Annotated in this window: 19 protein-coding genes; 5 read left to right on the forward strand and 14 right to left on the reverse strand. The window is 35.3% G+C overall.

The window, feature by feature from the left end; translation table 11 throughout:
- Window positions 1-16: 16 nt before the first annotated feature.
- The 6 genes from MMF97_RS04760 to MMF97_RS04785 all read right to left on the reverse strand — a co-directional run bounded on the left by MMF97_RS04760 (window position 17) and on the right by MMF97_RS04785 (window position 6,977).
- Window positions 17-871 carry a UDP-2,3-diacylglucosamine diphosphatase gene (locus MMF97_RS04760; protein ID WP_243360040.1) on the reverse strand — a complete coding sequence of 285 codons (855 nt, stop codon included), beginning with the start codon at window positions 869-871 and terminating at the stop codon, window positions 17-19.
- A 304-nt stretch (window positions 872-1,175) separates the two neighbouring features.
- On the reverse strand, window positions 1,176-3,659 hold the full coding sequence (locus tag MMF97_RS04765) for a YfhO family protein (protein ID WP_243360042.1): 2,484 nt from the start codon (window positions 3,657-3,659) through the stop codon (window positions 1,176-1,178).
- Between the two features lie 149 nt (window positions 3,660-3,808).
- Window positions 3,809-4,060, reverse strand: coding sequence for a DUF4834 domain-containing protein (locus MMF97_RS04770; protein ID WP_243360050.1), 252 nt, complete (start codon window positions 4,058-4,060; stop codon window positions 3,809-3,811).
- Window positions 4,061-4,290: 230 nt separating this feature from the next.
- Entirely contained in the window at window positions 4,291-4,932 is a 642-nt protein-coding gene (locus tag MMF97_RS04775) for an energy transducer TonB (RefSeq protein WP_243360051.1), read from the reverse strand.
- Between the two features lie 12 nt (window positions 4,933-4,944).
- Window positions 4,945-6,603: a M56 family metallopeptidase gene (locus MMF97_RS04780; RefSeq protein WP_243360060.1), complete on the reverse strand. Its 1,659-nt coding sequence runs from the start codon at window positions 6,601-6,603 to the stop codon at window positions 4,945-4,947.
- Entirely contained in the window at window positions 6,600-6,977 is a 378-nt protein-coding gene (locus tag MMF97_RS04785; RefSeq protein ID WP_243360062.1) for a BlaI/MecI/CopY family transcriptional regulator, read from the reverse strand. Before MMF97_RS04785 ends, MMF97_RS04780 begins: the two co-directional genes overlap by 4 nt.
- 119 nt (window positions 6,978-7,096) lie before the next feature.
- Between MMF97_RS04785 and MMF97_RS04790 the strand changes: the two genes are divergently transcribed.
- Window positions 7,097-8,500 carry an MBL fold metallo-hydrolase gene (locus MMF97_RS04790; RefSeq protein WP_243360064.1) on the forward strand — a complete coding sequence of 468 codons (1,404 nt, stop codon included), beginning with the start codon at window positions 7,097-7,099 and terminating at the stop codon, window positions 8,498-8,500.
- On the opposite strand, the gene MMF97_RS04795 is transcribed toward MMF97_RS04790, so the two are convergent.
- Genes MMF97_RS04795 through MMF97_RS04810 form a run of 4 tightly spaced genes read right to left on the reverse strand, consistent with a single transcriptional unit; the run spans window position 8,497 to window position 11,030 of the window.
- Window positions 8,497-9,138: a response regulator transcription factor gene (locus MMF97_RS04795; RefSeq protein WP_243360065.1), complete on the reverse strand. Its 642-nt coding sequence runs from the start codon at window positions 9,136-9,138 to the stop codon at window positions 8,497-8,499. The two genes, MMF97_RS04790 and MMF97_RS04795, sit on opposite strands and share 4 nt — an antisense overlap.
- 4 nt (window positions 9,139-9,142) lie before the next feature.
- Complete coding sequence (locus MMF97_RS04800) at window positions 9,143-9,928, reverse strand: sensor histidine kinase (RefSeq protein ID WP_243360067.1); 786 nt, start codon at window positions 9,926-9,928, stop codon at window positions 9,143-9,145.
- Window positions 9,886-10,500, reverse strand: coding sequence for a hypothetical protein (locus MMF97_RS04805; RefSeq protein WP_243360069.1), 615 nt, complete (start codon window positions 10,498-10,500; stop codon window positions 9,886-9,888). Before MMF97_RS04805 ends, MMF97_RS04800 begins: the two co-directional genes overlap by 43 nt.
- Before the next feature lie 41 nt (window positions 10,501-10,541).
- Complete coding sequence (locus tag MMF97_RS04810) at window positions 10,542-11,030, reverse strand: hypothetical protein (RefSeq protein WP_243360071.1); 489 nt, start codon at window positions 11,028-11,030, stop codon at window positions 10,542-10,544.
- A 254-nt stretch (window positions 11,031-11,284) separates the two neighbouring features.
- Between MMF97_RS04810 and MMF97_RS04815 the strand changes: the two genes are divergently transcribed.
- Complete coding sequence (locus MMF97_RS04815) at window positions 11,285-11,722, forward strand: helix-turn-helix transcriptional regulator (RefSeq protein WP_243360072.1); 438 nt, start codon at window positions 11,285-11,287, stop codon at window positions 11,720-11,722.
- 64 nt (window positions 11,723-11,786) lie between these two features.
- Here the strand turns inward: MMF97_RS04815 and MMF97_RS04820 are convergent, their stop codons facing one another.
- A complete protein-coding gene (locus tag MMF97_RS04820) occupies window positions 11,787-13,361 on the reverse strand; it encodes a M28 family metallopeptidase (RefSeq protein ID WP_243360074.1) in 1,575 nt (524 codons plus the stop codon).
- 153 nt (window positions 13,362-13,514) lie between these two features.
- On the opposite strand from MMF97_RS04820, the gene MMF97_RS04825 reads away from it, so the two are divergent.
- Window positions 13,515-14,876 carry a M20/M25/M40 family metallo-hydrolase gene (locus tag MMF97_RS04825; RefSeq protein WP_243360076.1) on the forward strand — a complete coding sequence of 454 codons (1,362 nt, stop codon included), beginning with the start codon at window positions 13,515-13,517 and terminating at the stop codon, window positions 14,874-14,876.
- A gap of 25 nt (window positions 14,877-14,901) precedes the next feature.
- On the opposite strand, the gene MMF97_RS04830 is transcribed toward MMF97_RS04825, so the two are convergent.
- The 3 genes from MMF97_RS04830 to MMF97_RS04840 are packed head-to-tail and all read right to left on the reverse strand — an operon-like array spanning window position 14,902 to window position 16,787.
- Window positions 14,902-15,696, reverse strand: coding sequence for an ABC transporter permease (locus MMF97_RS04830; RefSeq protein ID WP_243360078.1), 795 nt, complete (start codon window positions 15,694-15,696; stop codon window positions 14,902-14,904).
- A gap of 6 nt (window positions 15,697-15,702) precedes the next feature.
- Window positions 15,703-16,611, reverse strand: coding sequence for an ABC transporter ATP-binding protein (locus MMF97_RS04835; RefSeq protein WP_243360088.1), 909 nt, complete (start codon window positions 16,609-16,611; stop codon window positions 15,703-15,705).
- The gene (locus MMF97_RS04840) at window positions 16,611-16,787 is read right to left on the reverse strand and encodes a hypothetical protein (protein ID WP_243360089.1); all 177 of its coding nucleotides are present in this window, start codon (window positions 16,785-16,787) and stop codon (window positions 16,611-16,613) included. Before MMF97_RS04840 ends, MMF97_RS04835 begins: the two co-directional genes overlap by 1 nt.
- Before the next feature lie 242 nt (window positions 16,788-17,029).
- Here MMF97_RS04840 and MMF97_RS04845 point away from each other — a divergent pair, with 242 nt between their 5' ends.
- Complete coding sequence (locus MMF97_RS04845; RefSeq protein ID WP_243360096.1) at window positions 17,030-18,064, forward strand: sensor histidine kinase; 1,035 nt, start codon at window positions 17,030-17,032, stop codon at window positions 18,062-18,064.
- A complete protein-coding gene (locus MMF97_RS04850; protein ID WP_243360098.1) occupies window positions 18,061-18,825 on the forward strand; it encodes a LytR/AlgR family response regulator transcription factor in 765 nt (254 codons plus the stop codon). The genes MMF97_RS04845 and MMF97_RS04850 overlap by 4 nt, the downstream gene beginning before the upstream one ends.
- The last annotated feature ends 3 nt before the right edge of the window (window positions 18,826-18,828 follow it).

The following is an 18,828-nucleotide window of genomic DNA, read 5'->3' on the forward strand; positions in this document are numbered from 1 at the left end:
CACAAAAAATATATATCTAAGCAATTTCTAATTTAATCTTTTGAAGCAGCGTTTGCACATCTAACTTGCTTTGCAGATCCTCTCCATCTGAAAGTTGACCATATTCTACATCCTCTTCTTTTGTAAACTGTTTTGCATCGTATTTAAAAATACTCCAGGCTTGATCATTATACTCTAAAGCGGTTAGATTTTCAATCCAGTCGCCACTGTTGAGATAAAGCACTTCGCCACCATCTGTGTTGATCATCCGTTTTTCGGGTTGATGGATATGCCCGCAAACCACATAATGATAGCCACTATTAATGGCAAGGTCGGCCGCTGTTTGCTCAAAACTATTGATAAATTTTACCGCATCTTTAAATTTGGCCTTTATCTTTTTAGAGAAACTCATTTTTTCTTTTCCAAATAATTCCAAGCACCAGTTTACCATGCTGTTGAGTAAGATTAAACTATCATAACCAATAGCACCTAATTTTGCAAGCCATTTAGAATGTTGCATGGTGATATCGAAAATGTCACCATGAAAAAACCATGCTTTCTTACCGTCCAGCTCCAGAACAAGCTTATTCTGCAGGTAGAAAGATCCTAATTGCATATCGGCAAATTTCCTCAAAAGCTCATCATGATTACCAGTTAAATAATATACCGGAACACCTTCTACCACAAATTTCATGAGTTTTCTTAAGACTTTCATGTGGGTTTCGGGCCAGTAACGTTTGCTGAATTGCCAGATATCAATAATATCCCCGTTTAAGATAATGGTTTGGGGTTGGATACTTTTTAAATATTTGAGGAGTTCTTTTGCCCTGCACCCATAAGTGCCTAAATGCACATCAGAAATGACTACGATTTCTACTTTACGTTTTTCCATAGAGATATATGTTTAAAAGCTTAAACTCCTTCTGTATTTAAACACAGAAGAGATTTACAACAACAAACCATTAATCATCTTCCTCGCTAAGCGTAAGCTCAAATGGGCTAAAGTAAAACGCAACAATTACGATTACACAAATAATTACAAATAACTCTGGCATTTAATCTTTTTTTTTGCAAAGTTGTACTTTGCAGATTAACAGACTGTTAAGTGTTTATTATGTTTTTGCTTGGTTAAAAGTCTAGGTAACAAAAAAGGTTTGGGTATAACCCAAACCTTTTTATAAAAATTATAATTCTTTTTATTTTTTCTTTTTGTTTTCTGTGTAGAGGGCCAAGCCTAAGAAACCTACCAGTAATACAGAGCCGGCAAGTGAAATTTTTTCGCCGGTATAATAAGAAACCGGTTCAAATTTGAATTCTACTTTATGGTTTCCGGCTTCTAATTGGGCAGCTCTTAAAACATAGTCTGCTCTGAAATACGGCTTTTTAACTCCGTCAATGTACATATTCCAGCCTTTATCATAATATATCTCAGAGAAAACAGCAACTACATCTCTTGGTGCGCTGTAACTGTATTCAATATGATCAGGATGGTATTTTTCCATTTTAATAAAGGCACTTGGATCAGCACCTAAACGGGTAGTATCAATATATTTTTTGAAGCTTTGGTCAACAATGGCTTCGTTTTTAGGATCGAAACTGCTGATGGCTTTCATTTCCTCATCAGAATTTTTAACAAACTGAACGCTTTTTACAATCCAGGCATTACCCAATGCAGAACTGTTTCTAGACAGTTTATATGATCCGTTCTGTGGATCGCGAGTAATAAAGTATTTAGCATTTAACATGTCTAATACATCCTGATTAACGCTTTTTGTTAGTTGATTTTGTATCAGCTCGTCATATCTTTTCAGTTTCGCTGCATGATAGCCTCCAATAGTTTTGTGGAATGCTGTTGCGCTTGCATCGGAGAAAGTATTAATAGTTTGATCATAAACCCTGAAATTAGGGTCCTTATCTGCTATAATGAAATTATCTACATCTCTTTGCTGAAAATAATTATTCAACGCAGCTTTGCTTTCAAAGTTATTGTTGTTAAGATAGTTTCTGTCTACCTGCCACATATCAGCAAGAATAGCAAGAGCCAATAACCCGAAGGCCAATTGCATATTCATTTTTTTGTTGATAAAGGCCCAAACTAGTCCAAATGCTATGGCAATGAAAATTAAAGAACGGAAAGCGTCTGCTCTTGCAATAGCAATACGGTCTTGTACCAGCGCATCACCTATTTTATGTGCAAGGGTTGAGTTGTTTTGCAACATTTGGGTTAAGGCCTGGATAATTTCATTGTGGTTACTTGTTTTAAAACTAAAGAATAAGGTGGGTACTAAAGCTACGATCAAAGCAAAACCGCCAGTAATAGCAGCAGACCATGTAAGCTTTTTCGTGAGTTCTTTAGCGCTTAATGTGCTGTTTTGTGCTTCTCTCAAAGCTAGAATGGCCAATACAGGAAACATTAAGCCTACAACCGCAAGAATAGATTCTACTGCCCTGAATTTATTATATAAAGGGAAATAATCAAAAAACAGATCGGAAACGAAAGGAAAGTTTTTGCCAAATGATAAAAGAATGAATAAAATTGAAGTGGCTACTATCCACCATTTTAAAGGGCTTTTAACAATGAATAAACCAAATACAAACAGGAAGCAAATAATAGCACCAAAATAATATCCCCCCTGAGTTCCTGGCTTTTCGCCCCAATATTGCTGCATGTTTAATCCTTGTGCAAGTTGCTGGATAGCTTGTACAGTCTGATTGGGATCTCCACCGGTAACTTCGGCAATAGATTTATACATATGGCTTTCAGGTTTAACCAGCTCATCGATACTTGTTGCACCGCCATATAAATGCGGTATTAAGAATGTAAAACTTTCTCCAACACCCTGACTCCAGTTATAAGCATATTCTTTGCTCATACCTTTGTTCTTTTCAGAATTCATGCTGGTAAGATTAGACTTACCTCTATTGGTTTCAGCCGCATATTCTGAAGTAGTCCAAAGTAAGCTGGCGTTAATCATAACAGCTAAAATAACAGCTCCGGCCAGATAAGCTACAGATTTTCCAAAAGCGGGTAATTGTTTGTTTTTATAGGCATTATATACTTCAACAATGATTAAGATTAAAACACACAAGAACAAATAATAGGTCATTTGTACGTGATTAGCCCTGAGTTCTAAGGCCAGAAACAAGGCTGTTAAACTTGCACCCAGTAAATAACGCCCCCTTAGGGTCATAAATATACCAGCCAGTATAGGTGCAAAAAAGCCAATAGCTAAAGCTTTATTGCTGTGCCCAGCGGCAATTAAAACAAAATTGTATGTGGTAAATGCAAAAGCAATGGCTCCTGCGGCAGCCAGCCAGGGGTTTACCTTTAAGGTAATGAATAAAAAATATGCACCAACAAGTAACAATAATACAGTTCCTACAGGATTAGGTAAGGCTTTAGTAATTAACGCTATGCCATAGGTTGCCCCATTATAAGCATATTGTACCCAGATCTGATAAGTGGGCATACCGCCAAACATCTGGTTAGTCCAAAGAGGGCCTTTGCCTTCTTTTCCCTTGTACTCCATGATTTCTTTCTGCATTGCTTTAGATTGCAATACATCGTTTTGTATAGGTGCTTTGCCTTGTAGCACCGGACTGAAATAAATAAAGCAGATAACTACAAATGCAGCAATAATGGCTAAATGAATGCCATTTTTATTAAACCAATTATTCATTAAAGGTATATTAAAATTAAACTCAGCCCAAAAATAGAAATTTGAACGAGATTAAAAAGTAAACTCAACGCTTTAATATAAAAATTGATGCTCCCGAATGGTAAAACTGTTATGCTTAAAAAAGAAAATTAAAAATGGAGAAAAGAAAACTATTTAACATCCTCATACTCTACAAATTCACCTAATTTGTCTGAGTTACCTTTTTTCTTTTTTTGAGGAACAAAGTCTATCGAAATTGAGCCCTCAGGTCTTCTTGGTTTTTGGTAGCTATTTCCTGTGCTGGGATTTTGCATATTGCTAAACGCATTTCTGATTACTGCTGGAAAAATTAAACGCACTAAAACCCTGATTACCCATAAGATAATAATCGCAACTATAAGAAAAATTAACATGTACTTCATTTAAATAACGATTGTTACAAATATAGACGGATAATTTAATTTTTTGTTACCATTAAAAGGTTTCATTGCATTATAATTACAAAGTAGAGGATTGAATGCAGAACATAATTGCACAAAAAAAATACACTTTTTCTTGTGTAGGTTTAAGATAAAAATCTTAAATTTATACTTCCGAGGCAAGGAAGTATTTTGTAAAAAAGCCGGTGTATTTTACACCGGCTTTTTTACTTTTATTGAGCTGTTGTTATGACAACCGCACCATTTTTGCCTTTTTCTCCAAGCTCTTTAGTGGCCTGAGCGGCTTGTAAGAACTGGATATTATTAACCTTGTTTGGACTAAGCTCAAGTACATTATTCATATTTGATTGAACTTTGTTGATCATAATGAGTGGAGCTCCGCTTGAGAAAGCCTTAATAATCATGGTAGCAATATCTTTACCTGGTTTTGATGGCAAAGATGAGCTGTTGTTAAGTGTGAACCTGATCGGGATATTGTATTTGGTTCTTACAGGTTTTTGTTCAATCTGGCCAGGGTTCCATTTTTTTGAAAGCTTTAATACACGTACGGCTTCTTCATCGGTACCATTACCCAAACCTTTTTCTACTTTAATATCTGTAAGTGATCCGTCTTTCTCTACAACGAAAGATAGAAAGACATTTCCTTGTGTTTTGTTTTGCAAAGCTGCTTCCGGGTATTTTATATTCTTGCCTAAGAAATCATAGAACTTTGCAATACCCCCGGGAAAAGAAGGCGGGGTTTCCATTGATACGAAATTGTAAACCTTGTCTTGTTCATTTTGACCTTGTGCTTTTGCGAAAAAACAGAGCAAAGAAAGTCCTGTTGCAATAAATGCAATGTTAAATTTTTTCATGATAATTAATTTTTAAGAGTTAGTGAAGTAGTATGAGTTAAGTGTAAATTTTATAGGGATATTATACTTCGTTCTTACCGGTTTTTGGTTAATCTGACCTGGATTCCATCTTCTTGAAAGTTTCAATACCCTGATGGCTTCTTCATCTGTTCCATAACCTAATTTTCGTTCTACTTTGAGATCGGTTAAAGAACCATCTTTCTCAACAACAAAGGAGATGAAAACGTTTCCTTGTATGTTATTTTCTGCAGCCTCCTTAGGGTAACTAATGTTCTTACTTAAGAAATCATAAAACTTTTCAATACCTCCCGGAAAAGAGGGAGGGTTTTCCATGGATACAAAACTGTATACAGGTTCAGGAACATCCTGTTCAGGAGCTAAAATAACAACCTCAGGAAGCATGGTTGTATTCTTGTCTGGTTTAACAATAGGTGGCGGGAATTTTACTGCGGGGCTCTTGATAAATTTAAATTTTACAGGAATAATATACTGGCCACCTTTTAATTTATTCGGGATATTATTCAGTGCGTTTACAATTTCTAATTGCAGATCTTCGGGAGCACTGCCCGTGTTAACATGAACAATTTTGTTATCGGCAACTTTGAATCTTACTAACATATAGGCTTCTTCGGCCTTGTTGAGCGAAGTAACCGGATACTTCAAGTTCTTGCTTAATTCATTGTAAAATGAAGAGAGATCTTCTGATGAATTTTTAATTGATGCTTTTGGATACTCAGCTATGGTTACTTTTTCTGAGGGAGTTGTAGGAGGAATAACTTTAGTTAATACATCTTCTACTTCAGCCAATTGCAGTTTATCAGTTAGTGCATTAATCTGAGGATTATTTTTAAACCTGGCCGATGATAACATTAATGCAAAAGCTAAGGCAGGTACAGCTAATCCGTATTTTAAAACAGCTACTTTCGCAGAAGGCTGCTTATATAACATGGTTATTCTTTTCTTTACCATTGATTTCTTTAAGAAACCATGTGCAATAGAATTATTATTTAACCCAAAAGCCTGGCTAAGCAATAGCATAGCATAAGCTTCATTATCGCCATGTATTTTAGCGGCTTCTTTATCAGCTAAATATTCATGCAGTTCTTTAATTGCATGTTTATAGGCATATATTACCGGATTAAACCAGGTAATGATGGCAATTATTTCGAATAAAAGCACATCTACAGTATGAAACTGTTTAATATGCACATCTTCATGATGATTAATGGTTTTGCTATGTGGAAGATTTTCGTCCACAGCTTTTCTGCCTAAAAACGAAAATGCAGAACCATTCTTAAGGTCCTTGAAAAGTTTACTTACTGCAAAAATCTGCCAGACTAATTTGATCAGGCAAAACACGATACCTAAAAGATAGATGCCCACAATATAAGCCCACCAGTTGATTTTACGCTGCTCTACTGCATTTGCGTTACTGGTTTCTATTATAAATTGATTAAACTGGTTAACGCTGTGCGATATATGATGTGTTACAGGTTGCTGGGTAAACCAATCAAAATGAATAAATGGAATACATAGCGATAAGATACCTGCAGCAATCAAAAATACTCTGTTTAAAATAAAATAAGTTTCTTTAGCCAACAGCGTTCTGTAAAGCAAGTAAAACACAACCAGATAAATATTTATCTGCAATAAGTAAAGTGACCAATTCATTTAGGCTTATTCTTAAATTTGTTGATTAGCTTTAAAATTTCATCTACATCATTTACATCCAGTTTTTCTTCTTTTACAAAGAAAGAGAACATACTTTCTACCGAATTTTCAAAGTAATTACCCAATAATTTCTCTGTGGCATGACGTTTATATTCTTCTTTTGATATAAGCGGATGATATTGATGTGCTTTACCAAAAGCAGTATGATCTACAAATCCTTTTGTTTCCAAAATCCTTACAATAGTAGAAACCGTATTGTAAGCTGGTTTAGGTTCTGGCAGTAAATCAATCATGTCTTTCACAAAAGCACTTTCTAGTTGCCATAGCACCTGCATAATTTGCTCTTCGGCTTTTGTTAAATCTTTAATCTCCATTTTTATTTCAAATTATATAACAGCTGTAAATATTAACCCTAATATAAAACTAAATATTTAGTTTAAAAAATATTTTTATATTTTTTTGTTATTATTGAATGAAGTAAAAATTTAACATAATGAAAATAGCTTTTCATGGGGCTGCCAGGAATGTTACCGGTTCTAAGCATCTGATAACTTTAGATAATGGGCAGAAAATATTATTGGATTGTGGCATGTTTCAAGGCATGGGGCATGAAACAGAAGAACTAAATGAAAGTTTTGGTTTTAACCCCGCAGAAGTAAATGTGCTGGTGCTTTCTCACGCACATATTGATCATTGCGGTTTAATACCCCGTTTAGTGGCACAAGGTTTTAAAGGAAAGATTTTTTGTACGCCGGCCACCAGCGAACTGAGTAAGATATTACTGCTTGATTCTGCCAAGATCCAAGCAGGAGATTTGAAATATAAGAATAAGAAATTGCTTAAAAGAGGCTTACCTTTAGAGCAACCTTTATATGATGAGCAGGACGTATTATATGCGATGAGTTTCTTTGAAAAAGTGCCTTATGATACAGAAACTGAAATATTGTCTGGTGTTAGCGTAAGATTTCTCGATGCAGGTCACATTATTGGAAGCGCATCAGTACATTTAACGATACAGAACGAGAGTAAATCTACCAAGCTTTCTTTTAGTGGTGACGTAGGCCAATATGGAGATATGCTATTACGCCCGCCACAAGCTTTTGCACAGGCTGATTATATTTTATTGGAATCTACTTATGGCGATAAGTTGCATGAAGATGCACAACCTACAGATAAAGCTTTATTGGAAGTGGTACTGAAAACCTGTGTAGAGAAAAAAGGAAAGCTCATTATACCGGCATTTAGTGTAGGCCGCACTCAGGAAATCTTATTTGTGCTGAATAATCTGAGCCTTGAAGGCAAACTGCCACATGTAAAGGTATTTGTGGATAGCCCACTATCAGCAAAGGCGACAAGTATTGTAGAAAATCACAGAGAGGGTTATAGTGACGAAGTATTGGATGTTTTAAAAGTAGATGATAATCCTTTTGAATTTCCGGGTTTAACTTATATAGATGATGTAGAAGATTCAAAAGCCCTGAATTATCTTGAGGAGCCTTGTATTATTATTTCTGCTTCGGGTATGGCCGAGGCTGGAAGAGTAAAACATCATATTAAAAATAATATAGGAGATCATAAGAATACCATTTTAATGGTGGGTTATTGTGAGCCAAACTCTTTAGGAGGAAGATTAAAGAACGGGGCAACGCAGGTAAGCATATACGGTGAACTTTTTAACGTGGTTGCTGAGGTTGCCAGTATTCAGTCTATGAGTGCGCATGGCGATTACCAGGATCTTTTAAAATTTATCTCAAACCAGGACCCCTCTAGAGTTAAAACATTGTTTTTGGTTCATGGAGAATATGAAGTGCAACAGATATTCAGGCAAAAACTATTGGCTGTAGGGTACAAAAATGTAGAAATACCCGCTCGTCATCAGGAATTTGATATTTACTAAATACTAATCAGGCCATTTTTAATTGCATATACCACCAGACCTGTTCTTGATTTGATATTAAGTTTGGCAAACAGAGCTTCTCTGTAATTATCTACGGTTCGTGGGCTTACACCCATTTTATCGGCAATTTCTTTGTAAGTAAGTTCTGAGCTGCAAAACTGTAAGAAAGCCAATTCCTTTTCTGTAAAATGAGGGGTTAGTTTGTCGTTCTTGAGTGAAGTAAGGAGCCTGCCAGAAACCAGCTCATTCACATAGAACCCTTTTTCAACCATTGTTACTATGGCTAAATGTAGGTCAACAGGTTTTGATTCTTTAACCAGATAACCGCCTGCACCTGCTTTTAGCATGCCAATAATCTCTTTTTCATTATCAAACATGCTTAATGCTAAAACCAGTATATGGGGATAATTGTTTTTAATCCATTTTGTGGTTTCATATCCATCCATTAGCGGCATATTGATATCCATTAAAACCAGTTGTACATGAGAATGGAATTTTATTTTATCCTGAAAGTCTATGCCGTTTTCGGCTTCAAAAGAAATAGAAATATCATCAAATTCGTTAAGCAGGCTGGCTAAACCCGATCTAAATAAAGTATGGTCATCTACAACTGCTATTGAAATTTTTTTATCAGACATGAAATTAAGGATAAAGTAGTTTTATATGAATAGAAGTACCCTGATTAACAGCAGAGTTGATATTTAATGTCCCCTGCACCATTTCCACACGCTTGCGTATAGAGCTTAGGCCTAAGCCATTGTATCCGGTCTGGTTAACATCAAAGCCTATACCATCATCTGTTATAATTATATCAAGGTGGTTTTCTATTAATTGTATGTTTACGGTTATATGATTTGCGTTTGAGTGCTTAATAATGTTATTAAAGATTTCCTGTACAAGTCTTAGAAGAATCAGGTCTTTTTGTGGAGAAGCAAAATTGATCTCCAAAAGCTGATTGCTAATGATTAACTGATAGCGACCTGTTTTTTCTATATGATTAAATTCTTGCTGTAAGGCAGACCCTAAACCCATCATCAATATGTTTTCGGCCTGCATCAATTTAGCCAGTGCTCTGAGTTCTCTGATTGAATTGTTAATCAACTCTATTGAGTTATTTATTTTTTGCCTGGCTTTTTCAGTATGTTCAATATTGATGGAATTCAGGTTTAACGCAGTTAAACTAAGCAGCTGACCAATATTATCATGTAGATCAGCTGCTATGGTTTGCATGGTTTGTTCCTGTACTTCTATACGGGTTTTTAAAACTTCAGCTTCAAATTTTTGGTTTAATGTTACCTTTTCTTCTTCGTGAACTCTTTTCTTGCGTAAATACTCCTTAATATAAATAAGTAGAAAAACCGGTGCAATTAAGAATACACAGGTAGCTAATATGATGATGTTAACAATTTCTGATGACGAGAACTGCATATAAATGAATAAGACCAAATACCATAAAGTATAGCATTTAAAGTTAGCATAATATAGACTAAAATTTCATATGCAAACGGCTTATTGCTAAAAATTACGTTCATGAACAAATTATAAACTGTGCTGCCAAAATAGAAAAATAACACGGCTGCCACCCACCAAAAACCAAAACTGTTTCTTATAGATATGATCTTATCGCTTTTCATTAAATTGTAATAATAATATAAACATAGAAATACAATCAATACCGATGCTACCATAATTGCAGTAGTTTGGAATTTAAAAGCACCACGGGTAAATACTCCATATAGATATACTGCTATAAAGACAAAATAGGCGGAGATATACAGAGGTCTGGCGTTCTTTTTAAATGGTTTTATAAAATGGTATAAACCGAAACTCACATACAGAACCTCAAATAAAATATAAATGTTATAAATCCACACATTGGATTTGTTCGTGTATAACTTCCACATGAAACCCGATATTTCTGTGACACATACCAGACCTAGATATAGCTTTGTAAAAAGCGCAAATTTATCATTATTACCCTTTAAAAAGTATAATGCCATAGCAAAACATATGAATTCAAGAAGAAGGTTTACTTCAGACATTATTCAAAAGGGCAAAGAGGTTTGTTTTCTTCTGTATAAATTTCGCTATCGCAGTCACATCCTTTGTCAGGAGGACATAGCATTCCTCTGTTTTGAGGAGACATTTTTATAATACCACCGTTGTTAAATAATTTATCTTCAGAAAAATAATCGATATGCTTTTCGGGTATATCAATGTCTTTATGTGTTGATACAAATACCACAGTATTTCTATTGGTGTATTCAGGGTATTCAGCCGGAGGGTTTTCACCATAATTGGCAAAATAAATACGTACTCCGTCTGTTTCTTTGCCAGGACTTATAGCTGCAGTTGTTCTCTGTTCTTCATTTAATCTGATTACCATTTCATTGAGCTGTTCTAAACTAAACCAAACAGCTATTGTATTGGCATAATTGCCGTTAACATCTTTTTCCTGTTTAGTAAGGAAATTGTTTACCATCGTTTTGGCCTCGTCAAATGGTATTCCGTCTGCGGTTAATCTCTTCATTGTTTTAAGTAATAATTAGTGGTTTTAAATATATATAAAGATTTGCTAAAAGTGCTTAAAGGATGTAATGCACACAAGGGTTTAATTGCTGTATGCAATACCGTAAAAATACCTTTTTGCTTAAGGTGTTTTGTTGAAAAACGCTTATTCTTTTAAGTGATAGCTTTGTTAAACTTAACAGGCAAATTAGGATGATGTCAAAATTATAAACTGCTCATCAGTTAAAAGCTGTATCTATTTCTAACTAAATGTATATGTATAAGAATATTCTTCAATCTTTAGAAGAAAGTACAAAAGTACTCAAGAGCAGCCTATTAAATGTTAGCTGGCTGGCTCATAAACAGGAAACCGGTTGCAATGAACCCGAGTTGAATATTTACATTGCAGATCAGCAAAAAGCCACTATTAGCCTGGAAGTTGAAATAGAAGAACTGACTTTTTACATTAAACGCTTCAAAGATATTGTTAATGAAAATATTGAACTGAAAAAGTGTACGAGTAAATTCAACACTTTAACAAAAATGGAAAAATTAGTGCTCTCATATCTACTACAAGGATATAGCTCTCGTAAAATTGCCGATCGGTTATTTTTATCTTATCACACTATTTTTACCCATAGAAAGAATCTGAGACAGAAGTTAAAGTATAATTCGTTAGCAGAAATTATGCATTATAAGATTTTTTTCTCTTAACCTGTGTTAAACATTAGTTGGTTGTGCAAAAAAAAGAGGCTGGTATTAACCAGCCTCTTCGCTTTTATTGTCTTGCAGGTGCCGGTTTAGGCATTTCCTTGCGAGGTATTTTTTGTGCTCTTTCTGATGTGTGATAAACAAAAGATGCTACAATGGTTGCTGATTTTTTAAGATCATCTTCAACTAAGCGATCATAAGTATCCTGATTTGAGTGGTGGGTTCGGGTGTTGTAGTCCATAGGATCCTGAATAAACTGGAAACCAGGTAATCCAACTGCATCAAAAGCTAAGTGGTCTGTACCACCTGTGTTGCCAATGGTTATGGTTTTTGCACCTAAGTCTTCAAACGGATTTAACCAAGATTGGAAGATATCTTTTACAGCGGCATTTCCTTGTAAATATACTCCTCTAATAGTACCTGTTCCGTTATCTAAGTTATAGTAAGCGCTTAGTTTTTCATGCTCAGGTTTTACAGCCATGGTTGCAGGATCTGCAAAATGTTGTTTAACATATCCTCTTGAACCAAATAAACCCTGTTCCTCAGAACTCCATAATGCAATTCTGATGGTGCGTTTAGGTTTAAAATCAATAGCTTTTAAAATACGCATAGCTTCGATCATTACAGTAGAGCCGGCAGCATTATCTGTAGCGCCAGTACCTGCATGCCATGAATCAAAGTGACCGCCTATCATTACAATCTCACTTTTCAATTTAGGATCTGTACCTGGAATTTCACCAACTACATTATAACCTTTAGGGTCATCATTATAGAAAGAAGTTTTTATATCAGCTTCAATTTCAACTTTTTCACCACCACGTAATAATCTTAAAACGTGTAAGTAATCTTCGGCAGAGATTTCAAGTTCAGGAGAAACGGGTTTAGCATCTAAAGCATATGATGCCCCGTTGCTGGTAAAAAACGTACCATAGCTACCACGTGCATAAGTTAAGATTAGGCCTACATTTTCTTGTAGCAATGCTTCGTTAATGGCAGCTCTGTTCTGACGCATTCTCATCATCATAGCCATTTGGTTGTTTCCCGATCTCTGAGGACGATTTCCCTGTCCTTCAGCTGCAGGTTGCTGAGCAGCCATTTCGGCTAATTTTTCGTCTGTATAACGTACTACATCAGGAGTGTAGGAGTTTTTTAAAGGTTGGATGGCAACAGACTCAATCATAACAATTTTGCCAGCCAGTTTGCCTTTATATTTGTTTAAATCAGTTACCGTATCAGCTTTGATTAAGATAACTTCAGATTTGATAGGCCCATTTGTGCCTGGTGTCCATGCTTTAGGATAACCAATAATAGGACGGTAAAAAGGTTTGGTGGTTGCAGCATAGTATTTGTCAACCTGCCATCCTTTACCAAAATCTCCCCAAGCTTCTAAATGCACATTTTTTAAGCCAATTTCATTGAAATATTTTACAGCCCAGTCTTGCGCTCTTTTTAAGCCCGGCGAATTTGACAAACGTGGACCTGCAACATCTGTAATCTTATAAGCAATTTCCATTGCTTTTGATTTTTCTAGCCCTTCTGTTCTGATCTTCTGAACAGCAGCGTTGTTCACAGGCTCTTGTGCCAAAGCAGCAAAACAAGCAACAAAAGCCAGTGTGGTGGTAGTCGTAAATTTTTTGAACATATAATTAGTTTTTGGTTTTAGCTAATTCAGCTAATTTAATTTTTAATGTGAATTTACATTTTATGTAAGCTTGTTTTAACTATCTATTCAGAATTTTACAGTTTTTATGATGCAGTAAATAACCTATCATTTAACTTTAAGAAAAACCATGTCATGAAGAATAGAAGAATATCAATAGTACTATTTGCACTTTTTGTCCTTATTTTTAATGCAAAGGCACAGACTACCCAAAATAAAGACCCTCAGATTGTACAAATGGTAGAGGAAGTTTCTAATCAGAATCTTGAGAGCTTAGTTAGAAAACTGGTGTCTTTCAATACCCGTCATACGCTAAGCGATACCTTAAACAAAACAACAGGCATAGGTTCTGCCCGAAACTGGATTAAAACAGAGTTTGAGCGATATGCTAAAAATAGCGGAGGAAGATTAAAGGTTAGTTTTGATAGTTTTGTACAACCTGCAGACGGAAGACGTGTGAGCCAGGAAACGGTACTAAAAAATGTAATGGCTGTTTTACCAGGAACAGATACAACAGATAAACGTCTGATCATGATTTCGGGACATTATGACTCGAGGGTTACTGATGTAATGAACATTAAAGACTTTGCACCTGGTGCAAATGACGATGCCTCAGGAGTGGCAGCGGTTTTAGAAAGCTGCCGCGTTTTAAGTAAATACCAATTTAATGCAACCTTGGTTTTCATTGCTTTTGTAGGTGAAGAACAAGGGCTATATGGTGCTACTCATTTAGCTAAAAAAGCAAAGGATGAAGGATGGAAAGTTCATCTTTTATTGAACAATGATATTGTAGGTAATTCTTACAGCTCTGAAACCAATATACGAGATAACAGGAGCGTAAGGATTTTTAGTGAGGGTGTGTCACCGGCAGAAACCAAAGAACAGGCTGCATTGAGATATTCTACCGGATATGATAATGACGGTACAGCAAGACAAGCTGCCAGATACATTAAGGAAATAGCTGAACGTTATGTGGATCAATTAGATGTAAAACTGATTTATAGAAGAGATCGGTTTTTGCGTGGGGGGGATCATACTCCTTTTTCTGCACAGGGCTTTACTGCAGTAAGAGTTACCGAAATGAATGAGGATTTTGATAAACAACACCAGAATGTGAGGGTTGAGAATGGAAAGCAATATGGAGATTTACCTGAATTTTTGGATTATATTTATTTGCAGAAAGTTACACGTTTAAACTTATCGACAATGGCAAATCTAGCTTTGTCTGTACAGGAGCCTGAAAATGTAAAAATTATAACAGGTGGTTTAACCAATAAAACCCAGTTAAAATGGGATAAACCTAAAGGAAAAGAACCTTTTGGCTACTATGTGCTCATGAGGGAAACCACCAACCCTGTTTGGGAAAGAAAAATCTTTGTAAAAGGTAATGAAGCCTTATTAGGCTACTCTAAAGATAATTACCTATTTGGTGTTCAAAGCGTAGATAATGGAGGGCATGAAAGCCTTATTATGATACCTAAGCCTGCAAATAAGTAGTTTTGCAGGCTTAGGTAAATAGAAATTATTTTATATTCTTTTTGGTTAAGATGAAATAACCGATAATAAATAGCAATACACCATAAGCTATACTAATATAAATATCATTGCTGAATATCTGGAAATCTTCGGGGTTGCTACCCTTGGGTTTTGCTGAGCGTAATGTAATTGTAGGTATGGCATATGCGATATATTGTGCATATTTCCATTGTACATTAGCCGTAATGATGCCCATAATGGTTCCTACAAAACCAATACCCATCGGCTTTAGAAAATCTGACCAGATTAAGCTTAAAATAAACTGGATAGACAATATACCTAAGGATGAAAAGAAAAGACGGGTGTAAAATTTAGAAAGAATAATACTTGGGTTATAGTCTTTAAAAGTGTATTCAGGTATTAGGCTCTGTAATAAATATCCCGATAGATAAGTAATGCCGAAGAACAGGAGCAGACAGATAAAAATGAGCAGAACTGCATAAGCATATTTGGCTGCATAGATTGAGAACTTATTTAAAGGTTGGGAAAACAGCGTTTTCCAGGTATCATTCTTATGCTCAATGTTATTTATGGAGAAAGCCATAAAGATTACATAAAATGGCAAGATCAGCAAACCCATGATATTCAGTGAAGCACCACTAAACTGAGCCCATAATATCATGCCCGGATAGTTGGACTTTAAGATTTTTTCGGCATTGAAATAAAAACCTAATGTAATTGAACCACAAATTAAGACAGGAAGTATAATGGCAGCCCAAAAGGCTAAAGTCTTGCGTGATTTATAAAACTCAGAAAGAAGTGCGATGTAAAACTGCTTCATAAACGGTTAATTTTTTGAGGTAATATCTAAAAATAAATTCTCGAGGTCTTTATTCTCCGTTCCTATACCATAAACATCTATGCCATTGGTTACAAGTAAGGCATTGATTTGAGCAATATTTGTTTTGTCCTGGTAAGTAAGATAAATGCTGCCAGTATCTTTACGTAAAATCTCTATACCTTTTTGAGCTAAGATCTGGATGGAAAGATTATTGTTATTGGTTTCTATTTTAAGAGCAGGTTTATTAAGATTACGCAGTTCACTTACTTCTCCCTGAAAAAGTAAGGCGCCCTTATTGATGATACCAATATGAGTAGCTGTTTTTTCAATTTCGGCAAGTAAATGGCTCGATACTAGAATAGTTTTCTGGTGCTTTTCGGCCAGCTCTATCATTAAATTCCTGATCTCAATAATTCCGTTAGGATCTAATCCGTTAGTAGGTTCATCTAACAGCAGCAGATCTGGGTCTGATAATAATGCCAGTGCAATACCCAAGCGTTGTTTCATTCCTAAAGAGTATTTACCAGCTTTTTTATTTGCTGCATCGTTTAGCCCTACAAGCTTTAAAAGCTCATCACATTTTGATTTGCGAATGCCTAAAAGCAATGCTCTGTTACGTAAATTTTCTTTACCGGTTAAATGTCCGTAAATAGCGGGCTGTTCTACCAGAGAACCCATTTTTTTCAGACATTCTATACGGTGCGTATTAATGTCTTTGCCAAAAATAAATACCGTATCATTAGGTGTACGTAACAGGTTGAGCAAAATCTTTATGGTTGTGGTTTTACCCGCACCATTTGGGCCTAAAAACCCGTAAATGCTTCCTTTAGGTACATTTAAGTTTAAATCTTTAATAATGACCTGGCTGCCAAAATTGTAACTGAGGTCAACGGTTTGTATGGCAAAGTTGTTCATTATTTTAAAAGAGATGAAGCTATTTTAACCACTGTTTTTGCAGGTGTATTTGTTTTTACTACTATATCAGTATCCTGATTATCGTTTGCAGAGTTTAGGGTAATGCCTAAAAGCATAACCATAATTACCGGAAATAACAGTAATAAAAAAGGCGAAACGTTTGATAATCTTTTCATGGCTTTATTTGCTTTGGTAAAAAATTGTTTTTGTTTTACATAACAAAGAGAATAATTAAAAAAATGCTGCAAAAATGTTTTAGACCAAGCGTAAAAAATTATAGATAAATGCCCATTATTGGTACTTTTACTGATAATTGAATGATAGAGCCTTTTGGTAGAAAAAAAATGCCAGTTGGTCGAAAGCATAAGAAAAATATAGGTTAAAAGGTTAGCTTAGTAAGCATTCGTTTTTATATGTTATGACAGAAAATAGCAAGGCATCAATTGTATTGAACTGCATTTATTGGGGAATCATCTCTCTTATTATTGCTTTACTTATATTTTTTTCACCAAAAGACCACTCGCTTAAAGATTATCTGATCAGTATAGGTATATATGGATTATTGAACATATCGATGTTCTATATCAATTATATTTATCTGATGCCCGAATTGATCATCAAGCGTAAACGTTATTGGGTTTACTTTATTTGTTTTGTGGTATTGCTAGGTGTTGTTACTTTGATTAAAGCTGTGGTTGCGGTACTTAATCCCGAGGAAATCCTGCAATATACCAGACAAGGCAAAACAGAAACTTTATCTATTACTACTTATGTAGTTAATAGCATATTTAGTGGTGGGTTCTTTCTGGTTTCGTCCTGTATCATCAAATTTGCTACAGACTGGTTCTCTAATATGCGCATCAGGCGTAATTTAGAAACAGAAAAAAAAGATATGGAACTGCAGTTTTTAAAATCGCAGTTAAACCCGCATTTCTTGTTTAACTCTCTAAATAATATTTATTCGTTGGCTTACCAAAAATCTGATAAGACAGCAGACGCTATCCTCAAGCTTTCAGAAATTATGCGGTATATGATTTATGAAAGTAACGACAGTTGGGTAAGTTTAAATAAAGAGGTAGAGTATGTGCAAAGCTTTGTTGATCTGCAAAGATTGCGGTTTAAAGATGGAGCGGCTGTAGAAGTTACCATACATGGCGAAATTGACGGACAAAAGATCGTGCCATTAATTTTGATTTCTTTCGTTGAAAATGCCTTTAAACATGGGGTGGCAAATGACCATAGCGACCCGATAAGAATAAATATTGTTGCTAATCAAAAAATTCTTCATTTTAGCGTAACCAATAAAAAAAGTAAAGCCAATAAAGATGCCATAGGCGGTGTTGGCTTAAATAACGTAGAACGTAGGCTGCAACTGTTATATCCTGACCGGTATAAACTAAATATTGTAAATACGGCTACACATTATACAACAGAACTTATGCTTGATCTATGATTTTAAAATGCATTGCGGTTGATGATGAGCCTTTGGCGCTCGATATTTTAGAGGACTATATTTCTAAAGTACCTTTCTTAAAGCTGGTAAAACGTACCGAAAATGCTATTGAAGCATTACAAGTTGTAAATGAAGGTGGTATAGACCTTGTTTTTTTAGATATTCAGATGCCTGAGCTTACAGGTATACAGTTTTTAAAGATAGCAGGTAATAAGGCAGATTATATTTTAACAACAGCTTACTCGCAGTATGCATTAGAAAGCTACGACTTAAATGTTTCTGATTACTTACTGAAACCGATTGCTTTTGATCGTTTTTACAAAGCAGTAGAAAAGGTGCGTAACCTACGTGAAAAACTGGAGAACAATGGTAACTCTAAACCAGCCGAACAGCAGGCTGCTCCGATAGTTAGTCCGGTAAATACACCTCCTGCCAATGCAATTCAGGATTATATTTTTGTTAAAACCGAGCATAAGATTCAAAAAATAGAACTAGAGGATATACTCTACATAGAGGGACTGAAAGATTATATCTCTATTTTTACCAATAACGAGCGTATCATTACTTTGCAAAGCATGAAAAAGATGGAAGAAACTTTGCCCAAGAGCAATTTTATGCGTGTGCACAAATCTTATATCATTGCTTTAGATAAGATTGAGAGTATTGAGCGTAGCCGGATTAGTATTGCATCAAAAATTATTCCGATAGGGGACACCTACCGGGACGAATTCTTTAAGCATATTGATGGGAAAAATATTTAAGAT

Origin of the sequence: Pedobacter montanisoli, assembly GCF_022809115.1 — a bacterium.
In the GTDB taxonomy this organism is placed as follows: Bacteria; Bacteroidota; Bacteroidia; order Sphingobacteriales; family Sphingobacteriaceae; genus Pedobacter; species Pedobacter montanisoli.

Coding starts and splice junctions, on each gene's coding strand:
- MMF97_RS04760 (WP_243360040.1), bottom strand. CDS start 871: ATGGAAAAACGTAAAGTAGAAATCGTAGTCATTTCTGATGTGCATTTA.
- MMF97_RS04765 (WP_243360042.1), bottom strand. CDS start 3,659: ATGAATAATTGGTTTAATAAAAATGGCATTCATTTAGCCATTATTGCT.
- MMF97_RS04770 (WP_243360050.1), bottom strand. CDS start 4,060: ATGAAGTACATGTTAATTTTTCTTATAGTTGCGATTATTATCTTATGG.
- MMF97_RS04775 (WP_243360051.1), bottom strand. CDS start 4,932: ATGAAAAAATTTAACATTGCATTTATTGCAACAGGACTTTCTTTGCTC.
- MMF97_RS04780 (WP_243360060.1), bottom strand. CDS start 6,603: ATGAATTGGTCACTTTACTTATTGCAGATAAATATTTATCTGGTTGTG.
- MMF97_RS04785 (WP_243360062.1), bottom strand. CDS start 6,977: ATGGAGATTAAAGATTTAACAAAAGCCGAAGAGCAAATTATGCAGGTG.
- MMF97_RS04790 (WP_243360064.1), top strand. CDS start 7,097: ATGAAAATAGCTTTTCATGGGGCTGCCAGGAATGTTACCGGTTCTAAG.
- MMF97_RS04795 (WP_243360065.1), bottom strand. CDS start 9,138: ATGTCTGATAAAAAAATTTCAATAGCAGTTGTAGATGACCATACTTTA.
- MMF97_RS04800 (WP_243360067.1), bottom strand. CDS start 9,928: ATGCAGTTCTCGTCATCAGAAATTGTTAACATCATCATATTAGCTACC.
- MMF97_RS04805 (WP_243360069.1), bottom strand. CDS start 10,500: ATGGCATTATACTTTTTAAAGGGTAATAATGATAAATTTGCGCTTTTT.
- MMF97_RS04810 (WP_243360071.1), bottom strand. CDS start 11,030: ATGAAGAGATTAACCGCAGACGGAATACCATTTGACGAGGCCAAAACG.
- MMF97_RS04815 (WP_243360072.1), top strand. CDS start 11,285: ATGTATAAGAATATTCTTCAATCTTTAGAAGAAAGTACAAAAGTACTC.
- MMF97_RS04820 (WP_243360074.1), bottom strand. CDS start 13,361: ATGTTCAAAAAATTTACGACTACCACCACACTGGCTTTTGTTGCTTGT.
- MMF97_RS04825 (WP_243360076.1), top strand. CDS start 13,515: ATGAAGAATAGAAGAATATCAATAGTACTATTTGCACTTTTTGTCCTT.
- MMF97_RS04830 (WP_243360078.1), bottom strand. CDS start 15,696: ATGAAGCAGTTTTACATCGCACTTCTTTCTGAGTTTTATAAATCACGC.
- MMF97_RS04835 (WP_243360088.1), bottom strand. CDS start 16,611: ATGAACAACTTTGCCATACAAACCGTTGACCTCAGTTACAATTTTGGC.
- MMF97_RS04840 (WP_243360089.1), bottom strand. CDS start 16,787: ATGAAAAGATTATCAAACGTTTCGCCTTTTTTATTACTGTTATTTCCG.
- MMF97_RS04845 (WP_243360096.1), top strand. CDS start 17,030: ATGACAGAAAATAGCAAGGCATCAATTGTATTGAACTGCATTTATTGG.
- MMF97_RS04850 (WP_243360098.1), top strand. CDS start 18,061: ATGATTTTAAAATGCATTGCGGTTGATGATGAGCCTTTGGCGCTCGAT.